The sequence below is a fragment of the Synechococcus sp. W55.1 genome (genome assembly GCF_047461655.1).
Taxonomy (GTDB): Bacteria; Cyanobacteriota; Cyanobacteriia; order Thermostichales; family Thermostichaceae; genus Thermostichus.
Map to the genome: position 1 here is coordinate 109,749 of NZ_JANSHN010000007.1, position 21,801 is coordinate 131,549.

Below are 21,801 nucleotides of genomic sequence, written 5' to 3' on the forward strand. Positions count from 1 at the left end.
GGGTAGGCCAGATCAGCGCCTGGTCAGGGTAGTCATCCCCCCGAGGCGCTCAGCCGCCAACAGGTGTAGGGCAGCGCGGGCGGAGTAGAGGGCAGCTTTGCTACGGCTGTAGTCGGCGAAGGTGTAGCTGCTGGGATCCGTACTTACGTCGCCCAACAGGTTCTGCACTTGATTCTGCAGGTCAGAGACGCTGCCGGAGTTGATGTTGGCGAAGGCCATCTCCGCTTGCAGCCGGCTGAGGTACTCCTGAGCCCGGAAAGGGGCCTCGAAGAAGGAACGGCCAGGGCGGCCCATGAAACCCAGCTCCGCTTCGTAGAGAACTTTGGCTGCTTTGGCTAAGTTTTCCGCTGCTTTGGCCTGCTCGCGGGCGGCGAAGAAGTTCCCCGCCTCAAGTGAGGCTTGGGCGTTGGTGAACCTCTCCTGGCCGTGTTCCAAAAGGCGGGCAGCCTCTGGGGAAGACCCCCGCTGAGAGAGGAAGCTGGCTTCGGCCAGGTGTCGCTGCGCCTTAGCCAGATCGCGGCTGGCTCGCTCAAGATCCCGCGGGCGCTGCCAAGTTGGCTGTACCTGAAGGGGAGCTGTGGCTTCAGGAGCAGAGCGTCTGCCCCGCTGGGCTTGCGCCGGGGATCCCAGCACCAGGGGGGTGAGCAGAACCAAAATCGGCAGAGAACAACCCAGAGCGCGAGCAAAAGAGGAACGAATCGTCATTGGTCATAGACTCCAATCGACAGGACAAGCCGGTTTGGGTTATCGCGGCTCATCTTGAGAATGGCGGAGAAAAATGACGTGAAGATGACAAGGGCAGCTCTACCGTAAATATCGATCCCTCTCCCACTTGGCTGGCCACTCGCAGGGATCCCCGATGGGCGGTGACGATCTGCTGGGCCAAGGCCAGGCCCAGACCGAACCCACCCGTATGGCGAGCACGGGTTTCATCCACCCGGTAAAACCGCTCAAACAGATGGGGCAGATGCTCGGGGGGAATGCCAATGCCTGTATCCTTGACGTGGAGGTAAGCGCGCTGGCGCTGGCTTTCCAGGCTCACCTGCACTGTGCCGCCTGCAGGGGTGTACTGCAGGGCATTGCGCAGTAGGTTCTCGATGGCCTGCCGCAGCAGGGCAGCGTTCCCCCGCACAAGCCAACCCCCAGAAAGATCCGTCTCAGGCAGGTGGCATTGCCAGTGAAGGCCAAGGGCCTCAGCTTGGGGGCGGTATTGCTCGCTCAGCTCCTGCAACAGCGCTCGCAAATTCAGAAGCGGCAGATCCTCCAGGGGCAGGGATCCCTGCTGGCGGGCCAACTGCAGCAAGGTATCGATCAGCACGCTGAGGCGGCGGGCACCGCTCACCACCTTTTCCAGGCGAGGTTGAGCTTGTTCCGGGGCCAGCAGAGCCATTTGAGCATTGCTCATCAGGGCGGCCAGGGGGGCGCGCAACTCGTGGGAAGCATCGGCAGTGAAGCGTTGCAACTGCTCGTAGGAGCGACGAATCGGCTGCATCGCCAGCCCCCCCAAGATCCAGCCGGCCCCGCCGATCAACGCCAGCGTCAGCGGGATCCCGATCCCCAACCCCCAGCGCAAGCGACCCAGGGTAAGTTGCAGCGGTTCCAGGGGCACCGCCAGTTGCAAGTAGCCCAGTAGCTTTTCCTCCTGCTGCACCGGCAGCGTGAGCTGGCGCAACAGTAAGCCGCTCTCTCCTTCCACCGTTTGGAAACCCAGTTGGAGATGGTGAGGCGGGCCATCCAAGTCAAACAGCTCCAGAGGAGGCCGGGATCCCGTGTACTGGCGCAGGGATCCCAAGCTTTCCCTTCCGGTGCCGGGAGCAGGATCGAACCAGCGCACATAGGCCAAGTGATGGTCGAGGGGTTGGGTTTTCCCCCCCAAAAAGGGCACCTCGTTCAACACCAACCGCCACTGCCCCTGGCGCAGCTCGTACTTAATGGCTGCCGCCATGATCCCGGCCTGAACCTGCAGCTCCTCGTCAAAAGCCTGCAACTGGTTCTCCACTTCCAAGCGGTAGAAGACGGCGGCAAACACCAGCAGGATCCCCCCCATGACCCCGGCAAAGCTGCGGGCCAAGCGACGGCGGCTGTGGTGAAACACCAGGGATCCCGTCCCTCTTGTCGCAGCCTTCTGCCCCAGGTGCGGCTGAAGGGGGTGTGCCAGGGAAACCCAGTTCCAGCCCAGCCATGGGAGAGAATGCTTGTGTTCAGCTCTTTTCACCTCCATCGCCACCCCCTAGAAACTGCTTTCATGGGTTCTCTTCTGGAGAGGCTATGCGCAGCCGGTACCCCTGGCCATACACCGATTCCAGCCAATCTTGGGCCTCCACCTCTTTTAACCGTAGCCGCAACCGCCGCACCAACGCAGCCACGGCATTGCTCTCCGGCTCACAGCCCCATTCCCACACCGCCTGCTCGATCTGGCCCCGACTGAGCACCTGGTTGGGATGGCGCATCAGGTATTCCATCAATTGAAACTCCTTGCCCGAAAGCTGTACCTGCCTCCCCTGCCGCTCTAGGGTCAGGCTGGCCAAGTGCAAGTGCAGGGATCCCAGGCTGAGGCTGTCTCCTTGCCATTGGGGGGAACGGCGTCCCAAAGCCCGCACCCGTGCCAGCAGCTCCACCAGATCCACCGGCTTGACCAAATAGTCGTCCGCCCCCGCATCCAACCCCTGCACCACATCCGATGTTGCGTCTTTGGCAGTTAACATCAGCACCGGCGCACATCCCCCCGATTGGCGGTATTGCCGACAGAGCTGGATCCCGCTTGGCCCCGGCAGCATCCAATCCAAAATCAGGAGATCATAGGCTTTCTCCTCCATCAGCCAGGCAGCCATCTCCCCTTCCTTGGCACAGTCAACCACGTGGCCGCACTTGGACAGGGCAGCCTGTAAAGGCTCCAACTGTTCCGGGTCGTCCTCCACCAGCAAAATTCGCATCGTCCTGTGCGCCGTTGACCAAGACGGCCAGTTCCCACTGCCCAGGCTAGGATGGATCACGGAAATAGCCCTCTGCAAGGGAGAGAACAACGGTGGGGTGGCCCAAAATCCATCGGTGGCAAGATCTAGGGTTTGATTTTTGGCTGGTGCTGCCCTTGGCAGGGCTTCTTTTTGTGGCGGGGGGAGAGTGGGTGAAGGGCCAAGCGCTGAGCCGTCCTCGCCGGCTAGAGCAACCTTTGGCGATTCGCAGCCAGCAACAAGCCACCTTGGCTCTGGATATTCTTTCCATTCAGGCGGAGATCCGCCGCTCCCGTGGCTACACCAAGGTGGAGGTGACTACCACCAATCCCCACCTGCGCAAGCTGGAATTTGAATTTCCACAACTGGATCCAGACCAGGTGTCGGCTCAGATTGCCCAAGAGCTTGGCCTTGCTCCCGAGCAAGTGCAGCGCCTGACCCGCTATAGCTTGGACTAGAGAGACACTCCAAGTCCGTTCAAAAAATGCGGGCTAACTGCTCGCAGGCAACTCTAATTTTCTCCAAGCTACCGGGATTGACCAAGCCGTAGTAGTCAAATCCATAAACTTTCCCAGTTTGGACGGCTTGCAACCGATTCCAAAAGGGGCGGGAACGGAAAAACGCCAAGGGATCCGCCGCCTCCGGGTTGACCACCAGCAGAACTTCTGGGTTGGCTTCCAGGATGCGCTCTGCCGAAAGGGTGACGTAGCCCCGAAAAGGCCCTTGGCTTTGCAAGGTAGCGGTGAGATTGTCCGCGCCAAAGCGTTCCAGCAGATCCCCGGCCCAGCTTTGCCGGTTGGGAGAAAGAATCGGCTGGGTGCCCACCAAGAGCAAGGTTTTGGGTCGAACGCGGGGCAGTTCCTGGGGCAAAAGGGATCCATACTGCCGCAGCAAGGGATCGGGATCCGCCCCCAAAGCAGCAGCCAGGGTGGCAATCGTCTCTTCCAAAGCAGCCCAACTGTCCACGCGGGTGAGGTAGGTGGGGATCCCCAGCTCCTGCAGCCGTTCTGCCAGAGCCTCGTGAAAGCCACTGGCCCCCACCACCCAGTCCGGTTGTAGGGCCACAAGCTGCTCCAGGTTGGGTTGGTTGCCCAGCCCCAGGCGGGTCAAGCCTTGGAAGCGGGGATCCTCCTCCAACAAACGACCGGCAGGGATCCCCACCAACCTATCGGGGGCCAAGCGATAGAGGATATCGGCAGTCAAGGTGGTGAGGCTGGCTACCCGACGAAAAGGACTCTGTCTCGCTGACAGGAGTGGCTCCTGAGGGATCCGACCTTGGGCTTGGGCCAAACGCCCCATTCCCCAGGCCCCCACGCTGGCCAGACCAAAGGCGAACAGTTGACGGCGAGAAAGACGAGACAGCATAGACAATCTCCAAAACAATTCCCAAACAGCAATCAATTGAGGGTGAACTGGATGGGCACCACCACCCAAGACTCGATGGGGGCGTTGTTTCTCAAGGCCGGGCTGAATTCCCACCGCTGCACCGCCTCCTGCGCTGCCCTATCCAGGGCGGGAAACCCACTGGAAGAGGCGATCTCCACCTGCTGCACCTGCCCCTGGGCATTGACCTTGGCCCGCAGCAGCACCTGCCCCTGTTGGCCGAGACGGCGAGCTTGAGGAGGGTAGGGGGGCGGAGGATTGCGACCGGGGATCGGGCGGGCCAGGATGTCCGGCTGGGGGTTGGCAGCCACTGTCGGTGGGGAGGAACTGGGGGTGGCAGGTGTTGGGGCAGAGGAATGGGGTTGGGCTGCACCTATACCGCCAGGTGTCCCAGTTTCAGGATCCCTTGGCCCCAATCTGCTCTCGCTGCCGGGGGAAGGCGGAGCGGCGGCAGTCTTTACGCTGGAACGGATCCCTTGGATCAAGGGGGTAAAGCGGGGCAGAGGGGTGCTTGAGGTAACCGGGGCGGAGGTGAGTGGAGTCGCTGTAGAGGTGGGGGTAACCGCCGGAGTTGGGGTGGGCTGTTGTGGCGGAGGAGTGGGTTGCGGGGTGGCTGTCGGTAATGGGGTCAGTGGAGGAGTAGGGGTGGGTTCTGGCTTTGCCGTGGGAATGGGTGTAGGGGTCGGTGGAGGCGTAGGGGTCGGAGTTTGCAGGGCCAGCAAAGATTCAGCCTCCGGGATGGCTGGCATCTCGATCTCTTGGGGCACAGGCTCCGGTGGGGATAGATCGTCTGCAGGGGGCGATTCCGGGGCCGGGCCGGGCGGCTCTGCTGTTGGCTCTGGTGGGAGAGATTCTATGGATTCTGAATCCGGTTCGAGCAACTGTGGCTCGGGATCCTCCAGCAAAAGCGTGACTGGGATCCGGAGTTCTGCGTCTGATAAAGGCCGGGATCCCCACCAAGCCAGCCCCAGCAGCGCCATCAGGTGCAAGAGGAGGGAAATCAACCCCTCCCGGCGCAGCGGTCGGGGATCCCTGGCTCGCAGGTGGAGGACGGTCCCCGGCGGATCTTCCCCCTCCTGGCAAGCTGTCCAGAGGGCAGCCCAGCTATAGCCGGCCACCCAAGCCTCTTGCAGCAGCTCCTCGGCACACTCCAGCCAGCCGCTCTCTCTTGCGCCAGCCCAAAGCCACAACGCCAACCAAGCCAGCCCCGCCTCCCAGGCCATGCCCGCCTGCTGCCAATACCACCCCTGCAGTCGCCACAAAAGCTGGGGACAGGACTTCCGAAGAAGAGAGAGGGATCCCTTGGGGGTGCGGGCAGGTGGCTCGGCAAGCATCGGTTAGAGCAGGATCCAGAGTAAACACGGCCTCAGGTCTTGGCCCCTAAAACCGGGTGGAAAAACTGAGCGCAGCATGCCGTCCCGGCTGGGCCCGCCGTTCCACTTCAGGGCCGACAAAGAGAGAGCGGGTTTCGGAGTAGAGAAAATACTTTTCATCAAAGAGATTGAACACCCCGAAATTCAATTGCCAGTTGTCGTCCAGGTTGTAGTAGCCCAGCAGATCCACCACGGTGTAGCCCTTGGGCACAAACGGAATTTGAGGTGGAGCGTTGGGGTTCGGTTGCACTACCTCCCGTTGCGGGTCGCGGGGATCCGCCACCAGCGTGGCCACCAACCTGGCTCCCCAGATCTGGCTGGGATCGTCGTAGTGCAGTCCCAGTACTGCCGTCAGTGGCTCAATGGAAAGGAGGGGTTTGTTTTCGGTGAGGTTATCCCCCACCGCCCAGGCAAAGCTGCCATTGAGGCTCCAGCCGGTCAAATCGGGGCTGAAGAAGTACTGCCCGGTGGCTTCTACACCATAGATGCGGGCCCGACTGACGTTCTGGCTCTGAAAGAGAGTCACCGGTGGAGGTGGCGGGCTCCCTGGCGGGCCGGGGGGTGAAGGCTCGGATCCCACCTCCCGGAAAGCCTCGATAAAGTCGTTGTAGGTGTTGTAGTAGGCGGCCAAGCTAAAGCTGGCCTGGGGGTAGATCCCCCGCAACCCCACTTCAAAGCCTTGGCTGGTTTCCGGTCGCAAGTTGGGATTGGAAAGGGTGCGGTAGCGGAAGAAGGGGCTGACCAGGTTGGTGAAGCCGCTGTTGATTTCGTTGTACTGAGGGGCCCGAAAACCGGTGTTGTACTGGGCCGTAAAGGTGAGGTTGGGATTAATCCTCCACACCAGGCCCACCTTGGGAGAAATGGCATCGGCAAACAGGCTGGCGGCTTCTGCCCCACTTTTCAAGAAGGCTTCGTCAGGGCTGGGGGTGAGGCGGTAGGTGTCGTAGCGGATGCCGGGGATGAGGGTAAAGTTGCCGCCCCCAAAGTCGATCTCATCTTGCAAATACAGCCCAAAGCGCACGGTATCGGAGTCGGGAAAATCTTTGGTGGGAAAAGTGTCCGGGGGGATGTTTTGGGTGACTGCCCCGGTCAGCAGGTTGGTTTGGAAGCGGTTGCGGGGACGTTCGTTGCGGGTGGTGGAGATCTCCATTCCATACACCAAGCGGTGGGAGAGATCCCCGGTTTGGAAGCGGCTCTGGGCCTGTACGCTGGCTCCCAGAATGTTGCTGACCAGCTCGTTGAAGGTATCCCGACGCACAGGCACGGGCCGACCTTGTACCGTGAGGGTGCGTTCTTCCACGCTGGGCTCCTGGGTGCGGGCCGGCTGGTAGTAGATCTGGACGGTGGCCAGCTCAAAAGCGGGGGTATCGGGGTTGGCGTAGCGATATTCCAAGCTGAGGCGGCTGCGCTCGGTCTCAATGGTCTCCCTGAAAAAGCGGATGCCGGGATCCAGGTTGCGGGGCGAAAAGGTGGTGGTGGTGCGGTTGTGGAAGTATTCCGCCGTCAGGGTGAGGCTGTCAAAGGGACTGAAGCGATAGACCAGCTTGGCCAGAACATTGTCTCCCTCCACCGTCTGCCGATCCTTGAAACTGGGATCCGCCTGGATATCCGGCTCTCTGGCGTCGCGGCGAGTGTAGATGAGCAGGGCCTCTAAGTTATCCTGCCGACCCGCCAAGCTGAGGGTGTTGACGTACCCTTGGTTTTTGCTGTCGTACTGGCTGGACAGGCCCACATGGCTGTCCCGTTCCCCCAGCAGATCGGCTGGATCCAGGGTGGTATAGGTCACCACACCCCCCAGCGCGTCGCTGCCGTAGAGGGTGGAGGCGGGGCCGCGGATAATTTCTACAGTTTTCAGGGTCTCCAGCTCAAAGGTATCCCGGCCAATGGTGAAGGGGCCGAAGGAAAATCGCTCCGGCTGGCGGATCCCATCCACCTGGATCAACACCCGGTTGGCGTCGAGGCCGCGGATGTTGAAGTCCTGCAGGCCGTAGCGAACGCTGCGCCGCACGCTCACCCCCGGCTCGTAGCGCACCAGATCCTGAATGTTTTGAACCAGCTCCCGCCGCAACCGCTCCCGGTCGATGACGGTAATGCTGGCGGGCGAGTCGGCCAAGGTGCGCTCGGTGCGAGTACCGGTTACGGTGACCTGTTGCAGGTTAAAGATCGGCGTGCCTTCCTGCTGGAGAGCCCGAAGTTCGGCCTGTAGCCGCTCCACCTCTGCCTGATCCCCCCGCCGGCGAGCAGCCTCTATTTGCGCCTCTAGCTCCCTAATCTGCTCTTGCAAGGTGGTCGGCGCAGGAGTGGCCTGGGCCAACAGCGGCGGAGTTGTCGAATCAGGGATCCGGGCATTGGGCTGAGCCTGGGACAGGGATCCCCAGCCCACTCCCAAACTCAACCCCAAACTCACCACCCGCCACCAACGACCGTTCACGCGCATAACCTCTCATGCTCCTCGAAATCCACAACAGGGAAAATTCACTGCAAAACCGGACAAACCCTCCCTCAGCACCCTGACACCGGCAGGGAGAGGAGCCTTGCTGCCGCTGGAGCTGTGCTGCGCAGGGGGCAAAGCTGTGGCCCTACCGGAGTCGAGATCCACTCCACCTCCAGGCCAAACACCTGTCGCACCCGGCTGGGGGTCAACACCGCCAAGGGAGACCCCAGGGCCTGCATCTGGCCGGATCCCAGCAAGGCAATCTGCTCGCTGTAGCGAATGGCCAAATTCAGGTCGTGCAGCACCGTAACTACCGTCAGGCCCTGCTCCTGCTTCAGCCGTTGCAACAGCTCCAGCAGCTCCAGTTGGTGGCGCAGATCCAAAAAGGTGGTGGGCTCATCCAACAGCAACACCTGCGGCTCCTGCACCAAAGCCAACGCCAGAAAAGCCCGTTGCCGCTCGCCCCCCGAAAGGGTTTCCACCCGCCGCAGCGCCAGGGATCCCAGTCCTGCTTGCTCCAGAGCCCACTCCACCCGCTGCCGATCCGCCGGCGTCAACTGCCACGCCCACCAGGGCTGGTGGGGAGAACGCCCCAGACTCACCAATTGCCGCACCGTCAGCCCTGCCGGGATCCTCGGCTGCTGGGGCAAAAGAGCCAACTGCCGGGCCACCTGCTGGGGAGTGAGTTGAGTGTGCAGATCCCGACCGTCCAGGTACACGCGCCCAGCTTGGGGAATCAGAACCCGACTCAACAGCCGCAGCACCGTCGATTTGCCCGAACCATTGGGGCCGACAATGCTCAGCCATTCCCCCTGTTGCACGCTGAAGCTCACTTGTCGCACCACCGTCCGGGATCCGTAGCCCCCGCTCAAGTCCTCGACCTGCAGGATGGGCTCTCTCATCGCCCTGCCCCCTGCTGCCACAGCAGCCAGCCGAAAAAGGGAGCCCCCATCACAGCGGTGACAATCCCCACCGGCAGCTCTATCGGGCCCAAACGGCTCAGGATATCGGCGCCGCTCAGCAGGGTCGCCCCCGCCAAGGCAGAAAGGGGCAACAGCCAGCGGTAATCGGATCCCACCCCCTGCCGCACCATGTGGGGCACCACCAAACCGACAAAGCCGATCAACCCCCCCACACTGACGGCGGTTGCCGCCAGCCAAGCCGCCACCAGACCGATCCTCACCCGCGTCCGCGCCAGAGGGATCCCCAAGCTCACCGCCATCTCTTCCCCCAAGCTCAGCAGGTTTAAAGCCCGCGCCTGCCCCCATCCCAATCCCAAGCCGACCAGGATATACGCCCCGGCCACCTGCACCTCTGGCCAGCCCCGCCCGCTCAAGCTGCCGATCAACCAGGTGAGAGCCACCTGCACCCGGTCATCTGCCATCAACAACAAGGTGGAGCTAATGGCCCCAAACAGGGCGCTGACGGCCACCCCCGCCAAGATCAGCCGCTCCACCGCCAGTCCCGAGGGAGTACGCGCCAACCCGTACACCAACACGGTAGTCAGCACCCCGCCCACCCAAGCGGCCAGGGGCACCCAAGCCGTCCACTCTCCCAAGGTGAGCAACCCCACCGCCGCCAGGCCCGCCCCTGCTGAAATGCCCAGCAGGTAGGGATCCGCCAGCCCATTGCCCAGCATCCCCTGCAACAGGGCCCCTGCCATCCCCAGAGCCGCCCCCAGCAACTGGGCCAAGAGCGCCCGCGGCAGCCGCAACTGCCAAACAATCGTCTGCCGAATGGGATCCCCCTGCCCCCACAGGGCTTGCCAGAGTTCTGGGAAAGTCATGGGAACGGATCCCAAAGCAATCGAGACCAAAAGTACTAGGAAAATGAAACTCAATAGCAAACAGGTCAAACCGATTGGCGAGAGCAGCCGCTTTCTTTGCCCCCAGCCTCTGCCCCCCTCAACCTCTGTATACGGACACTCGCGATCGACCAGCACCGGGAAAACCTCTCGAGCTTTGCCCAGGAAGAGAGCCTTCTGAGGCCAAGAAACCCCCTCCGCCCGCAAGGGCGGGATGGAAAACTCAGCCAAGTTGGCCAGGCCTCCCTCCCGAGCTTTATTGAAAGTCAAACTCAACAAAACGTAGTCGCTAGAATAGCAAGGCTTCTTGGATGTTGCAAGTCAGTTTCAATAGCTTGTGCCTAAATTTCTCCCTCTTGCGCTTCAGGGCTTTTGGACAAGACCGGGCAGCGCCTCTGCCCAGCCATTCAGACTTACCTCAGGGGGGATCCAACTACCCTGAGCGAGGTCATTTCAACCAACTGCGAAATGGCAATTACCTAGCTTCCCTCTCCCCAGAGGAGGAGGGCTGGGGAAATGTCTCATACTTCATCTAGATCTAGTAGATCTAGAATGGCCCAAGCTGATCGGTCCGGTTTGGCCAGGCTCTCAACCTTGAGCCCATTGCTTGCAAACGTTTTGATGCCATGACTTCTCCCGCCGAGCATACTTGGAATGCCCTGGAGGTGGATCCCGCCCTGCTCACCCCCATGATGCAGCACTACGTAGAGCTGAAGCGGCAATACCCGCACGCCATTCTGCTCTACCGCCTGGGGGATTTCTACGAGATGTTCTTCCAGGACGCCCAGCGGGTGTCGCGGGAGCTGGAGCTGGTGCTCACCGGGCGGGAAGCAGGGGCCATAGGGCGGGTGCCCATGTGCGGGATCCCTTACCACGCCTTTGACCGCTATGCCGCCCAGTTGGTGGCCAAAGGCTATGCCCTGGCCGTCTGCGACCAGATGGAGCCGGCAGATCAGGCCAAGGGCTTGGTGCGGCGGGAAGTGACGCGGGTGATCACCCCTGGCACCGTCCTCGAAGAGGAGCTGCTGCAGGCGCGGCAAAACAACTACCTGGCAGCCGTCGTGCGGCTCAAAGGATCGAAGCAGGCTCCCTGCCGCTGGGGCCTAGCCTATGCGGATATCTCCACCGGCGAGTTCTGGGTGTGTCAGAGCGAGGGGCAAGAGCAACTGGAGCAGGAACTGGCCCGGCTGCAGCCGGCAGAGGTTTTGCTGCCCACCGAGGAGGGGCTGGGACTAGGCCTCATCCGTCCAGGGGATCCCCAGAAGCCCCTGGGTCTCCCCAACCAATACGCCTATACCCTGCGCCCAGCCGAACCTTTTGAACTGGCGGTGGCGCGGGAGAACCTCATGCAGACCTACGGCCTGCGCTCTCTGGAAGGATTGGGCTGTGAGGGATTGCCTCTGGCGGTGCGAGCAGCGGGAGGGCTTTTGCACTACTTAGAAGAAACCCATTCGCCTCAGCGGTGCGTAGCACCAAAGACCCTGCTGCAGCCTTCTCCCCAGGGAGGCCACCCGCTCCTGCCTCCCCCGCGCACCTACCAGCTCACGGACTACCTCATCTTGGATGCCCAAACCCGGCGTAACTTGGAGCTCACCCAGACCATCCGAGAGGGGGCTTTTGTGGGATCCCTGCTCTGGGTGCTGGATCACAGCCGTACAGCCATGGGGGGGCGCACTTTGCGGCGCTGGCTAATGCAGCCTTTGCGGGATTCGGAGCAAATCCGCCTTCGCCAAGACACCATCCAAGAGCTTTTGGAAAACCCTTCTCTGCGGGCCCGCCTGGGATCCCTTCTGGACTCTCTGTACGACCTGGAGCGGCTGGCCAACCGCGTCGGATCGGGCACCGCCAACCCGCGCGAGATGGTGGCCTTGGGCTCCTCCTTGGGCAAACTGCCCCAGTTGGCCGAGCTGGTGGGGGAAGCCAAGACTCCCCTCTTGCAAAGCCTGCAACAGGTGGATCCCGCCCTGGTTGAGCTGGGCCAACGCATCGAGCACACCCTCCTGCCCTCCCCTCCCCCTGTGCTCACCGAGGGGGGCCTCATCCGAGCCGGCGTGGATCCCGAGCTGGACAGGCTGCGGCAGCAGGTGGAGCAAGACCGCCAGTGGGTTGCCCAGTTGGAAAAAAGCGAGCGCGACCGCACTGGGATCCCCACTCTCAAGGTGGGCTTCAACAAGGCCTTCGGCTACTACCTCAGCATCAGCCGCGCCAAGGCCCACCAAGTCCCCAAAGAGTACATCCGCAAGCAAACCCTGACCAACGAAGAGCGGTTCATTACCCCCGAGCTCAAAGAAAAAGAGGCCCGCATCCTCACAGCCCAAACCGACATCAACCAGCGGGAATACGAGCTGTTTGTGCAGTTGCGCCAAGAGGCAGGATCCCGGGCCGAAGCCATCCGCCAAGTGGCCCAGACCCTGGCTGCCGTCGATGCTCTGTTTGGCCTGGCGGAAGTGGCAGTGCAGCAGGGATACACCCGTCCCCTCCTCACAACAGACCGCCGGCTCATGATCGAGGAGGGTCGCCACCCGGTGGTGGAAAAATCCCTGCCCCAGGGCCTCTTCGTGCCCAATTCGGTGCAACTGGGATCCCCCCACGGCCCCGATTTGATCGTCCTCACCGGGCCCAACATGTCCGGCAAGTCCACTTACCTGCGGCAAATTGGGCTCATCCAAATCCTGGCCCAGATGGGCAGCTTTGTCCCCGCGCGGCGGGCAGAGTTGGGCCTCTGCGACCGCGTATTTACCCGCATTGGCGCTGTGGACGATCTGGCTACCGGCCAGTCCACCTTCATGGTGGAAATGAACGAGACCGCCAACATCCTCAACCACGCCGGCGAGCGCTCCTTGGTGCTGCTGGACGAGATTGGCCGAGGCACCGCTACCTTCGATGGCCTTTCCATTGCCTGGGCGGTGGCGGAATACCTGGCCACTCAGGTGCGCGCCCGTACGGTCTTTGCCACCCACTACCACGAGCTCAACCAACTGGAGACCTTGCTGCCCAACGTGGCCAACTTTCAGGTGGTGGTCAAGGAATTGCAAGATCGCATCATCTTCTTGCACCAGGTACAGCCGGGGGGGGCAGATCGCTCCTATGGCATCGAGGTGGGACGCATGGCTGGCCTGCCGCAGCCGGTAATCCAGCGGGCCGAACAGGTGCTGGCCTTGGTGGAAAAACACAGCCGCATCGGCCTGGGCTTGAGAAACCAAGGGAAAAGCCGCCTCGCCCAAAAGAACTCCAAAAAAGAGCCCGCTCCCAATGGGATCCCCGACCCTGCCGTTGGGGATCAACTGTCTTTGATCCCAGCGCCTCTCTTTCCCGATTAGCCTTAGGCTCCCCTACCCCTGTCGGGATCCCGTTCTTGCAACCTCAGGGCTGCAGCCAGCCCATCCAGCTCATCCCGATGCCCCTCCACCCACAGATGGGATCCAGGGGCCGTTCGCGTTGGTGCTGTGGGGGAACCGTGCTGTCCACAGAAGGGGAGCGGGACGGAGTCCTCGTCGGCTTCCTGCAGTTTCAGGCGGATTTGTTCCGGGCGTTGGTTGCGCTGCCGGTAGTACCAACCCGCCCAAGGAGAAGCCAGCACCACCATCCAGGGCCAAGCTCCCCACCCCGGCTCAAGGGTCTGCAGCACCAAGGCCAAACAGGCCAGTCCCGTCCCCGCCAGCCCCGTCAAAAAAAGGGCCAGCCCCACGCTAGCCTGACCCTGCCCTGCAAAGGTGGCGATCCCCTCGGCATCGGCGGACTGGAGACGATAGCCACGCCTTTCCAAGTGCTCCCGTAGAGCGGATCCCATTTCCTCCAGGCTGCGACTGCTGAGATAGACGCGAGTCTCAACGCGATCTTTGCCCGAAGCTCGCAGGAAAAAGAATAGACCGATGGCCAACAGCGTCGTCAGTGCTAAGGTCGAAACCCTTTCCCCCGTCAGCATGCCGTCTGGCGGGGTTGCAGCGAGTCCCAGTGCCTGCGCAGAGCCTAGTCCGCTCGGAGCAAGTAGATCGACCCTTTTGGAGAGTCTGGCTCCTCCACAACTGGATGGGATAGGTGAACAGGAACAGCTCATCGAATAAGTTTAGGCTAGAATGGACTAGGCGATATACACAGGCTACCTCTGAAGTTTAGACCCTTCAGATCCCGAAGGACAGGTGGACTTCCCCCTCCCCAAAAACAAGCCGCAGAATTTGCCGGCAAAGCCCAGCCTGAGGGCAATACGCTTTTTCGCAGTGGCGGTGACGGTTGAACTGGGGGGATCCTACGCTGGATCTCATGCCTCTGAGATGAGAAATGCAACTATAATTAAGTTATGATAAGGGACTCACGCTCTACCCGTTGCGTGATCCCTTCACTGCCACGTTAGCCTTTCTCTGTGGGGTATGGGCATGAGGTCGGGTTGAGGAAGAGGTCAATGTGTGATTTTCCTCCGAATGCCGCAAGGCGTTGAGCAAAGGGGAACACTTAAGCTTAACCCGCTCCACATCGTTTACCATCCCTCTCTCAGCCCACCGGACTGTCCACCCCTGTCGCTCCATCAGCAACACCTTACATGTCTAACTACGAACCTGAACTCAACGACATTTTGTTGGATAGCTCCGCCGATCTCCTCGAGGCCGCCGAAGAAGCAGAGGTGGATCTGGCCGATGGCGAGCTACTGGAAGAGGAGCCGACCCGCCGCTCCACCGATCTGGTGCGTCTCTATTTACAAGAGATCGGTCGTGTTCCTCTGTTGGGGCGCGATGAAGAGGTGGCCCTGGCCCAAAAAGTCCAAGACTACATGAAGCTCTTGGATTTGCGTCTGCGTTTGCAGAAAGAGTTGGGACGGGATCCCACTCTTGCGGAATGGGTGGCTAAGGCCAACCAGTACCCCGAGTGGGCGCAACTGACCCCTGAAAAGCTGCAGCAGGTTCAGCGGATTGGCAAGCGTGCCAAAGAACACATGATCAAGGCCAACCTGCGCCTGGTGGTGTCGGTGGCGAAAAAGTACCAAAACCGCGGCTTGGAGCTGTTGGATCTGATCCAAGAGGGTACGCTGGGCCTAGAGCGGGCGGTGGAAAAGTTCGACCCGAAAAAGGGATACCGCTTCAGCACCTACGCCTACTGGTGGATCCGGCAGGGCATTACCCGTGCCATTGCCACCCAAAGCCGTACCATCCGCCTGCCCGTTCACATCACCGAGAAGCTGAACAAGATCAAAAAAGCGCAGCGCAAGCTCTCCCAGGAAAAGGGCCGCACCCCCACCATCGAAGACATCGCCTCCGAGTTGGAGATGACGCCGCCTCAAGTACGCGAGCTGTTGGTACGGGTGCCCCGCTCGGTTTCTCTGGAAACCAAGGTGGGCAAAGACAAGGACACCGAACTGGGGGATTTGCTGGAAACTGACGACATTTCTCCAGAAGAGACCATGATGCGGGAAGCCCTGCATCGCGATCTACAGCAGTTGCTCTCGGATCTCACCAGCCGCGAGCGGGATGTGATCCGCATGCGTTTCGGCTTGGGGGATGGGCGCACCTATTCGCTGGCGGAAATCGGTCGCGCCTTGGATCTGTCGCGGGAACGGGTGCGGCAAATTGAGGCCAAAGCTCTGCAGAAGCTGCGTCAGCCGAAGCGGCGCAACCGCGTGCGAGATTACCTGGAAGCTATCAGCTAGTTCCGGCTTGCCCACTGGCTCCCCCAGCGTCCTACCCGTTTCCGCAGTCGGGCTGCTGCCCACTCCACTTCTGGGATCCGCAGGTAGAGAGCTCCGGCGGCGAACAAGCTTAGACCTAAACCCGCGGCCAGCCCGGCCCAAATGATGGCGGTGAGCAGGGGAGACCCCACAATCTCGTAGGAGCGCATTTGCCTCCACAGCCAATGGCTCAGTCCCCCGGCCAGGACGGTGCTCCCCAGCAATGGCAGTAGGGCTTGTCCCATCTCCCGCCAAGGGATCCCTGGCAGGCGCTGGTGGAGGCGGATCCCCAGTCCGATCACGGCTATCAGGTTGACGCCGGCGGTGGCCAGGGCAATGCCCGGCGCTCCAAAAGCCTGCAAAAATAGAAAGTCCAGTAGGGCATTCAGGCCAATGGCCATGCTGCTGATGCGCAGAGGCGTAGCCCCATCCTCCAGGGCATAGAAGATCCGCACCAGCACATCCCGCAGCAGGTAACCGGTCATCCCCAGACCATAGGCCATGAGCAGGGCTGCCACCTCTTGTGTCACCTCCGGCGTAAAGCGCCCCCGCTGGTAGGCCACTTGGACAATGGGCTCGGCCAAAGCCACCAACAGCATCGACAGGGGCAGGGTCACAATTGCCGTAAGCATCAGCCCTTGGCGGATACGCTGGCGCAGCTCCGGCCAACGGGATCCATCCCCTGCCAACTGGGCATAGAGAGGCATCAAGGGCACCAGCACCATGTTGGAGAGGATCCCCAGCGGCGTTTGTACCAGAAGCTGGGCATATCCCAAGTTGCCGATGGTGCGATCCCCAGGTACGAAAGAGGCAAAAAACAGATCCACATAAACATTGATGTGGATCATCCCGGAGGAGATCACCGCCGGCAACATCAGCAAGCCCACCGCCCGTACCTGCGGGGATCCCCACTCAAAGCGCAGGCGCGGTCGCCCCAGCCCTAACCGCATCTGGAGCGGAACTTGGGCCAACCATTGGGCAATGGCCCCGATGAGCACGCCCCAGGCCAGCAAAGTTGGGATCCCCGTCCATCCCAGCGTGACCAGGATCCCGATCACCGCCAAGCTGGAGATCAGCGGGCTAAGGGCAGGCAAGGCGTAGTGTTCGGCAGCATTCAGCGCTCCAAAGCCGATGCCAATCCACCCCGAGAGCAAGGCCAAAGGGGCCATGATCCGCAGTTGCGCAGCGGCCAGAGCATGGACTTCGGGGCTGGCTCCCGGCGCATTCAGGCGCACCACCCAGTCCGCTCCCCACCAAAGGCCCAAGCTGACCAGCAGGAGCAGGCAGCCTACCAAGGTGGAAATGGATTCCAGCCAGGCAGCCGCATCCTCCCTGTCCCGATCCCGCTGCTTTTTGAGGACACTGACGATGGCGCTGTGAAAAGGGCCGTTGATCCCTCCCAGCAGAATCAACAGAAAACCGGGCAGGATGTAGGCTACCCCGAAGGCGCTGTACTCCGGCCCCGAGCCATACACTGCTGCAATCAAAGCTTGGCGAATAAAGCCTATGCCCTTACTGAGCAAGGTCGCCCCGGCCACCAAGCCCGCCACCGACATCAACGAACGGGATGGCCCTGCTGAAGGAGATCCCCCAGGGATCTCTTCCTGAGTGGCAGACTCCTCCATTACCTTGTGTCCTGCACCCCAACCACTGCCTCAACAACAAACTGATCCCGGATCCCTCTTTGAATTCCAGGAGCCGCTTCCCATTATCGGGAATATCGAACCCTTCTGGGCAATTGTCGGGCATTAGCTGGATCCCTTGGGCAGGCAGCGAGCTTGTCAGGCCAACAGTTGCCGTTCCTGTTCCAGTTGCTGCAACAGATGCTCATCCCCACGGGCTTGAGCAGAACGGATGCGCTCCTGCAGCCGGTGCAGCAGGTTCCGCCGATGGGTTTCCTCGACCAAGGTCATGAAGTGCTTCCGAGAGGAAACTTGAGGGGATCCCTTGCACCTCAGGGATCCTTGCTGTTGCCCTTGCTCCAAAACTGAGGGCGGCACCTCGATACGGGAAGGCAAAAGACTGAGGCAGTGCTACAGCCACGGAGCCCAACCCTGGTGCCGAGCGGACAGATTCTGACGGCTTTGAATCGCTGCAGAGGGATGCACAAACTCATGGGCAATGCCTTGATAGGTCAGTTGCAAAGGACTCCGTCCCGCTAATGTGAACAGCAAGGGCCCAGAAGCACCACCGCTCACAGCAGCTCGTCGATCAGCCGGAGCACCTGCTGCAGCTCAGCACCGGGGATCTTTTGATGTTCTAGGTTGATCTCCACCAACTGTTTGAGGGCAAGAAGCTTAAGGTTGGCCTCCACCGCCGCCGCCGCAATGGCCTGTGCTGCCGGCAAATAGCCGCTGGCCCCCAAGTCCAAAAGGGCGGCGCGCCGCAGATGGATGTTGTCGTGATCCAACACCGACAGCAGAGGCTGGGCAAAGGCCGGATCCCCGGTGAGACGATAGCAGGCCCGCGCCGCCGCACATTGCAAGCGAATGGAAGTGTGCTCTAGGTAAGGACGAATTGGCTCCAGGGCAGCAGCCACCTGCAGTTGTCCAAGAGCCTCGACAATGGCTTCTAGGGCGGCTTGGGCTTCCGTCTGCAGTCCTTGCTCCACAAAGCGCAGCCCTTCTAGCAAAGCGGATCCCAGCTTTTCCACTTCGTCGGGATCCCTATGGAGGTTGTTGGCAAGGGCAATCTCAACCAGCGCCTGGGCAGCGGCTGCCACCACTTGGCCATCAGAGCAAGACAAAGCCGCCTTCAGGGGAGGGATCCCGGCGAGGGATCCCAGTTTACCCAAAGCACGAGCAGCGTTGCGCCGCAGCGGATATCCCCCTTGAGCGGTGCGATCCGTTTCATCGGCCAGGGCCTCGATCAGGGCAGGGATCCCTTCGGCAATGCGCATGCGCCCCAGCCACCAAGCCGCATAGTAGCGTTCCCCTGGATCCCCGTGGCGCAGCTTGGCGATTTGTCCAGCCGGGGTGAGATCCACCGATGGATCGGGATCCAGAGGAACAGCAGTGGTCATGGAATCGACAACGGAGAGGACACCGAGAAGGGATCAAGCGCTGCGGACACTGACGATCTTGGCGCCCGATTTGAGCAACCGCTGCATTGTCGCCGACAGTTGATCGGCAGAGACGAAGATCTGCTGGTTGGATTTGCGCACTCGGCTGGAAGTGGCCAGGGCCGAAGGCGGATTCAGCAGCCGGGTCACTTCCACACAGAACATGCGATCCGACTGGCCCGTTGGCGGCCCCAGGTGTTTGGAAATGGGGCTGGGCGGCAGCAGCCCCCGCACCCCAATGCGGCGAATGGCCGGGGTAAACCCGGTGGCCAAAGGCATCATCAAACGGGGTCTGGGCCCTTGGGAGCGGTCGTTGTTGGCGTAGCCCCCGTAGAGGGCGAAGAGATTGGTAAAGTCGCGGGTGGAATGGGCCTTGCGGTATTCAAACCCACGCGGGTAGGGGACGATGTTGTCTCCAAAAGCTTCCAGGTATTCTGGGCTGTCGATGTAGGAATCGATCTCCGCCCCATGGCCGCCGGATTGGTAGATGTCCAAATGGCGGGCGATGTCTTTGGGGCTGGTGGGAGCGCGTCCCAGCAGATGCTTGAAATTGAGCTCAATGGCACGGGTTTGCGAGTTGGGGTAGAAAAACCGCTTTTTATAGGCTTCCGACTTGGCGATCCATCGCACAAACTCCCGCACCGTCAGGCTGCCCTGGCGCAACAGCGATTCCGCACTGGCCAGCTCCTTCCTATCGGCCCCAAACAAATGATCGTTGCCCAGCACCTGACGATAGATGGCCCGCAGCACCGCATTGAGCTGATCCTGACTGGCGTTGGGGCGCAATTCCAGTGGGGTGGTCTCCGTGATGCCCCGGATCCCCATCTGGCTTGCCGCTGTGATTGCACTCATGCTAGTTCCCCCGATTGAACTGAATGGACACAGATTGACAACAAGCTTGCGTTTAGGGTTATTTCGATTCAAACTAGGACACTGCACCCACTCCTAAAACTTGTTGAATGCAGGGGGCAAGAAGGCTTTTCAAGGACTCCGTCCCGCTGGCGCGATCAATAGCCCAGGCGTCTCACCCTAGTCTGAAACGACTATGAGTAAAGAAATCGAAAATTCAGAAATCAAAAATCGACAGCCCTAAGCTGCATGAGAGCAACAGTGGTGCCTTCCCTGTGGGGGAACCGATCCGCAAACCCGCGTGGCCAAACAGATCTCTCCGCCACGTGAGAGGCCTACCACCGTTGCCCTCAACAACCTTTCCTCGCCATCCCCCTCGGCTTGTGGGATGAGCCAACTGGCTAGCCGGCGTCACCCTTTTCAGAGGGATCCCAAGCTCCAGAACTTAGCTGAGCGCGTTGATGGCGTAGTCGATGTAGGTGTTGGCTTCGGTGGCCGCTTGCCCGGTCAGGCCGTGGTTGGCTTTGATGTAGCGCAGGGCTTCGATGAACCAACTGGGGGAGAGCTCAAAAGCGGCGTTGATTTCGCGGATCCCGGCCAACTGATACTCGTCCAGAGGACCGGTGCCACCGGCTACCAAGCAGTAGGTGATGTAGCGCAGGTAGTGGCGCACGTCGCGGGCGCACTTGTCTTTGCCGGCTTGGGTGTGGCACTGCCCACCGGGTTGGGTGGTGTAGGGGAACTTGGCGTAAACCGCTTCGGTGGCACCGCGCACCAGCTCGTCGGCACGGCTGCTCAGAACTCGGGCGGCTTCCATGCTGGCGGCAGCCCGCTGAAAACGGCCATTGATGGCCTGCAATTCGCTGTTGCTCAGGTAGCGCCCTTGGCTGTCGGCAGTGGCGATGGCGTCAACAATTGGGGTTTGCATGATTCAAAACGCTCCTTTACTTAACTCAAGCTCAATGCAAAAAACAAAGCAAAAGATTCAAAGTCTCAACTGCAAAATCGCTGCAAAACAGGTTACTTTTCCAGGGATCCCCTGCCAACCCGAGTTGTCTTAGATCCCAGAGAGGTCTTCACAACTGGATCCGGACACAACAGAAACTTCAGTCCACAAGGGATCAAACCACAGCGGCAGCAGCGCGATCGAAGTAGGATTCGATTTCGGCAATCAGAGCGCTGCAGTCACCCCGGGTGATGCCGTTGGGGTCGTTTACCACAGCCACTGCAGCCTTTTTCATCTTTTGGATACCGTTGGCCACTGAGCTGCCGGGGGTGCCCAAGGCTTGATAGGTTTCCCGCAGGCCGTTCAGGCAGCGCTCGTTCAGCACACTGGCATCTCCGGCTGCCACTGCGTAGGTGATGTAGCGGAGAATAATGTCCATGTCCCGCATACAGGCGGCTACGTTACGACTGGGGTAGGCAGGGCCACCGGGAGCGTTCAAATTGGGCTCCTCGGCGAACAACTGACGGATGGCATCGGTCACGATCTTGGAGGCATTGCTGGTGAGGCGGTTCACAGCGTCCAAACGCTTGTTCCCCTCGGCAATTACCTGCTGGAGAGCGGCAAACTCGTTCTCTCCCAAAAAAGCGCCTTTGGAGTCAGCTTGTGCAACCACTTTGCCAAATACATCGTTCATGGTTTTGAATCTCCCTAGCAAAAGTAAAAGAGGTTATGAATCCACATTCCCTGCAACGGCCCAGAGAGCACCTGCCGGCCAGGAATGCAACACTGCTTGGATCCCCAGTGCCGAGAGGTGCTGTTTAACTCACAGAACCGCCGACGGGATCAAAGCCGATAGAACCAAGATGAGCAAGCGAAGCTCGCCCCCAGAGCCAGGCCACCATCTACGGGATCGGACTTGGACAAGAAGCCTCAGCCGCTGCTGGCAACCTCAACTGGCAGACGAGAAGAAGCTGGCTCGCCTTGTTTCCAGTCTTTTTCTACCGCGAAGGCAAGAAGCGATGAAATCAAAAAATGTAAATCGGCTTTACCTCGCGCAAAAAGGCTTAGATCGGTTTTCAATCTGTTTCCCATCTGGGATCCCGGCCAATGCTCCCTATCTTTCGTAGCGGCAGTTTTTTACAAAAGAGAACGTTTCTTGACCTAGCTTTACAACGTGAAGAAAGATGTCAGCCTCAATCGCGGCTTTGCGGCTTGGAAGGGAGCCATTTCAGTGTCAGAGCGAACATTCTCATAAAGGATACATAATTTAACAAAACGCGCGGAATTCCCCACCCTCTGTAGGGTGGGGATGGATAGCGCCACTGGATTTGTGGAGCACTCAGA

Annotated in this window: 19 protein-coding genes; 3 read left to right on the forward strand and 16 right to left on the reverse strand. The window is 60.6% G+C overall.

Annotated features, from left to right (window positions below; all coding sequences use genetic code 11):
• Window positions 1–12: 12 nt before the first annotated feature.
• The 3 genes from NW816_RS05265 to rppA all read right to left on the reverse strand — a co-directional run bounded on the left by NW816_RS05265 (window position 13) and on the right by rppA (window position 2,933).
• Window positions 13–705, reverse strand: a complete 693-nt coding sequence (locus NW816_RS05265) for a DNA-binding protein (protein WP_414355525.1) — start codon at window positions 703–705, stop codon at window positions 13–15.
• Window positions 706–754: 49 nt separating this feature from the next.
• Complete coding sequence (locus tag NW816_RS05270) at window positions 755–2,095, reverse strand: sensor histidine kinase (RefSeq protein WP_414408476.1); 1,341 nt, start codon at window positions 2,093–2,095, stop codon at window positions 755–757.
• A gap of 148 nt (window positions 2,096–2,243) precedes the next feature.
• Window positions 2,244–2,933 (reverse strand): two-component system response regulator RppA, encoded by a 690-nt coding sequence (gene rppA, locus NW816_RS05275; protein WP_414355523.1) that lies wholly within the window; start codon window positions 2,931–2,933, stop codon window positions 2,244–2,246.
• Window positions 2,934–3,025: 92 nt separating this feature from the next.
• Here rppA and NW816_RS05280 point away from each other — a divergent pair, with 92 nt between their 5' ends.
• Window positions 3,026–3,409, forward strand: a complete 384-nt coding sequence (locus NW816_RS05280) for a hypothetical protein (protein WP_414408477.1) — start codon at window positions 3,026–3,028, stop codon at window positions 3,407–3,409.
• Window positions 3,410–3,428: 19 nt separating this feature from the next.
• On the opposite strand, the gene NW816_RS05285 is transcribed toward NW816_RS05280, so the two are convergent.
• From NW816_RS05285 to NW816_RS05305, 5 genes are all read right to left on the reverse strand, one after another.
• Window positions 3,429–4,316 carry an ABC transporter substrate-binding protein gene (locus NW816_RS05285; RefSeq protein WP_011434267.1) on the reverse strand — a complete coding sequence of 296 codons (888 nt, stop codon included), beginning with the start codon at window positions 4,314–4,316 and terminating at the stop codon, window positions 3,429–3,431.
• Between the two features lie 32 nt (window positions 4,317–4,348).
• Window positions 4,349–5,668: an energy transducer TonB gene (locus tag NW816_RS05290; protein WP_414408478.1), complete on the reverse strand. Its 1,320-nt coding sequence runs from the start codon at window positions 5,666–5,668 to the stop codon at window positions 4,349–4,351.
• 46 nt (window positions 5,669–5,714) lie between these two features.
• Window positions 5,715–8,144: a TonB-dependent hemoglobin/transferrin/lactoferrin family receptor gene (locus NW816_RS05295; RefSeq protein WP_414408479.1), complete on the reverse strand. Its 2,430-nt coding sequence runs from the start codon at window positions 8,142–8,144 to the stop codon at window positions 5,715–5,717.
• 65 nt (window positions 8,145–8,209) lie between these two features.
• Window positions 8,210–9,043 carry an ABC transporter ATP-binding protein gene (locus NW816_RS05300; RefSeq protein WP_414408480.1) on the reverse strand — a complete coding sequence of 278 codons (834 nt, stop codon included), beginning with the start codon at window positions 9,041–9,043 and terminating at the stop codon, window positions 8,210–8,212.
• Window positions 9,040–10,083: a FecCD family ABC transporter permease gene (locus tag NW816_RS05305; RefSeq protein WP_414408492.1), complete on the reverse strand. Its 1,044-nt coding sequence runs from the start codon at window positions 10,081–10,083 to the stop codon at window positions 9,040–9,042. The genes NW816_RS05300 and NW816_RS05305 overlap by 4 nt, the downstream gene beginning before the upstream one ends.
• A 488-nt stretch (window positions 10,084–10,571) precedes the next feature.
• Here NW816_RS05305 and mutS point away from each other — a divergent pair, with 488 nt between their 5' ends.
• Window positions 10,572–13,265 (forward strand): DNA mismatch repair protein MutS, encoded by a 2,694-nt coding sequence (gene mutS, locus NW816_RS05310; RefSeq protein ID WP_414408481.1) that lies wholly within the window; start codon window positions 10,572–10,574, stop codon window positions 13,263–13,265.
• Window positions 13,266–13,267: 2 nt separating this feature from the next.
• On the opposite strand, the gene NW816_RS05315 is transcribed toward mutS, so the two are convergent.
• A complete protein-coding gene (locus NW816_RS05315; protein ID WP_414408482.1) occupies window positions 13,268–13,870 on the reverse strand; it encodes a cofactor assembly of complex C subunit B in 603 nt (200 codons plus the stop codon).
• Between the two features lie 612 nt (window positions 13,871–14,482).
• On the opposite strand from NW816_RS05315, the gene sigC reads away from it, so the two are divergent.
• Window positions 14,483–15,583 (forward strand): RNA polymerase sigma factor SigC, encoded by a 1,101-nt coding sequence (sigC, locus tag NW816_RS05320; protein ID WP_414408483.1) that lies wholly within the window; start codon window positions 14,483–14,485, stop codon window positions 15,581–15,583.
• Here sigC and murJ read toward each other — a convergent pair.
• The 7 genes from murJ to NW816_RS05355 all read right to left on the reverse strand — a co-directional run bounded on the left by murJ (window position 15,580) and on the right by NW816_RS05355 (window position 21,549).
• Complete coding sequence (gene murJ / locus NW816_RS05325) at window positions 15,580–17,226, reverse strand: murein biosynthesis integral membrane protein MurJ (protein WP_414408484.1); 1,647 nt, start codon at window positions 17,224–17,226, stop codon at window positions 15,580–15,582. The genes sigC and murJ overlap by 4 nt on opposite strands.
• A gap of 156 nt (window positions 17,227–17,382) precedes the next feature.
• Window positions 17,383–17,514 carry a hypothetical protein gene (locus tag NW816_RS05330; RefSeq protein ID WP_414408485.1) on the reverse strand — a complete coding sequence of 44 codons (132 nt, stop codon included), beginning with the start codon at window positions 17,512–17,514 and terminating at the stop codon, window positions 17,383–17,385.
• Between the two features lie 281 nt (window positions 17,515–17,795).
• Entirely contained in the window at window positions 17,796–18,623 is an 828-nt protein-coding gene (locus NW816_RS05335; RefSeq protein ID WP_414408486.1) for a HEAT repeat domain-containing protein, read from the reverse strand.
• A gap of 33 nt (window positions 18,624–18,656) precedes the next feature.
• Window positions 18,657–19,514 (reverse strand): phycobilisome rod-core linker polypeptide, encoded by an 858-nt coding sequence (locus NW816_RS05340; RefSeq protein WP_414408487.1) that lies wholly within the window; start codon window positions 19,512–19,514, stop codon window positions 18,657–18,659.
• Window positions 19,515–19,956: 442 nt separating this feature from the next.
• Window positions 19,957–20,439 carry a phycocyanin subunit alpha gene (locus NW816_RS05345; RefSeq protein WP_011434281.1) on the reverse strand — a complete coding sequence of 161 codons (483 nt, stop codon included), beginning with the start codon at window positions 20,437–20,439 and terminating at the stop codon, window positions 19,957–19,959.
• A 193-nt stretch (window positions 20,440–20,632) separates the two neighbouring features.
• A complete protein-coding gene (locus tag NW816_RS05350; protein WP_011434282.1) occupies window positions 20,633–21,151 on the reverse strand; it encodes a phycocyanin subunit beta in 519 nt (172 codons plus the stop codon).
• Window positions 21,152–21,387: 236 nt separating this feature from the next.
• Window positions 21,388–21,549: a hypothetical protein gene (locus NW816_RS05355; protein ID WP_414349720.1), complete on the reverse strand. Its 162-nt coding sequence runs from the start codon at window positions 21,547–21,549 to the stop codon at window positions 21,388–21,390.
• Between the last annotated feature and the right edge of the window lie 252 nt (window positions 21,550–21,801).

Excerpts from the sequence above, each read along its gene's own strand:
- NW816_RS05340 (WP_414408487.1), bottom strand. The coding sequence starts at position 19,514 with ATGAGTGCAATCACAGCGGCAAGCCAGATGGGGATCCGGGGCATCACG.
- NW816_RS05345 (WP_011434281.1), bottom strand. The coding sequence starts at position 20,439 with ATGCAAACCCCAATTGTTGACGCCATCGCCACTGCCGACAGCCAAGGG.
- rppA (WP_414355523.1), bottom strand. The coding sequence starts at position 2,933 with ATGCGAATTTTGCTGGTGGAGGACGACCCGGAACAGTTGGAGCCTTTA.
- NW816_RS05295 (WP_414408479.1), bottom strand. The coding sequence starts at position 8,144 with ATGCGCGTGAACGGTCGTTGGTGGCGGGTGGTGAGTTTGGGGTTGAGT.
- NW816_RS05330 (WP_414408485.1), bottom strand. The coding sequence starts at position 17,514 with ATGACCTTGGTCGAGGAAACCCATCGGCGGAACCTGCTGCACCGGCTG.
- NW816_RS05315 (WP_414408482.1), bottom strand. The coding sequence starts at position 13,870 with ATGCTGACGGGGGAAAGGGTTTCGACCTTAGCACTGACGACGCTGTTG.
- sigC (WP_414408483.1), top strand. The coding sequence starts at position 14,483 with ATGTCTAACTACGAACCTGAACTCAACGACATTTTGTTGGATAGCTCC.
- NW816_RS05300 (WP_414408480.1), bottom strand. The coding sequence starts at position 9,043 with ATGAGAGAGCCCATCCTGCAGGTCGAGGACTTGAGCGGGGGCTACGGA.
- NW816_RS05290 (WP_414408478.1), bottom strand. The coding sequence starts at position 5,668 with ATGCTTGCCGAGCCACCTGCCCGCACCCCCAAGGGATCCCTCTCTCTT.
- NW816_RS05285 (WP_011434267.1), bottom strand. The coding sequence starts at position 4,316 with ATGCTGTCTCGTCTTTCTCGCCGTCAACTGTTCGCCTTTGGTCTGGCC.
- NW816_RS05265 (WP_414355525.1), bottom strand. The coding sequence starts at position 705 with ATGACGATTCGTTCCTCTTTTGCTCGCGCTCTGGGTTGTTCTCTGCCG.
- NW816_RS05350 (WP_011434282.1), bottom strand. The coding sequence starts at position 21,151 with ATGAACGATGTATTTGGCAAAGTGGTTGCACAAGCTGACTCCAAAGGC.
- NW816_RS05335 (WP_414408486.1), bottom strand. The coding sequence starts at position 18,623 with ATGACCACTGCTGTTCCTCTGGATCCCGATCCATCGGTGGATCTCACC.
- mutS (WP_414408481.1), top strand. The coding sequence starts at position 10,572 with ATGACTTCTCCCGCCGAGCATACTTGGAATGCCCTGGAGGTGGATCCC.
- murJ (WP_414408484.1), bottom strand. The coding sequence starts at position 17,226 with ATGGAGGAGTCTGCCACTCAGGAAGAGATCCCTGGGGGATCTCCTTCA.
- NW816_RS05355 (WP_414349720.1), bottom strand. The coding sequence starts at position 21,549 with ATGGGAAACAGATTGAAAACCGATCTAAGCCTTTTTGCGCGAGGTAAA.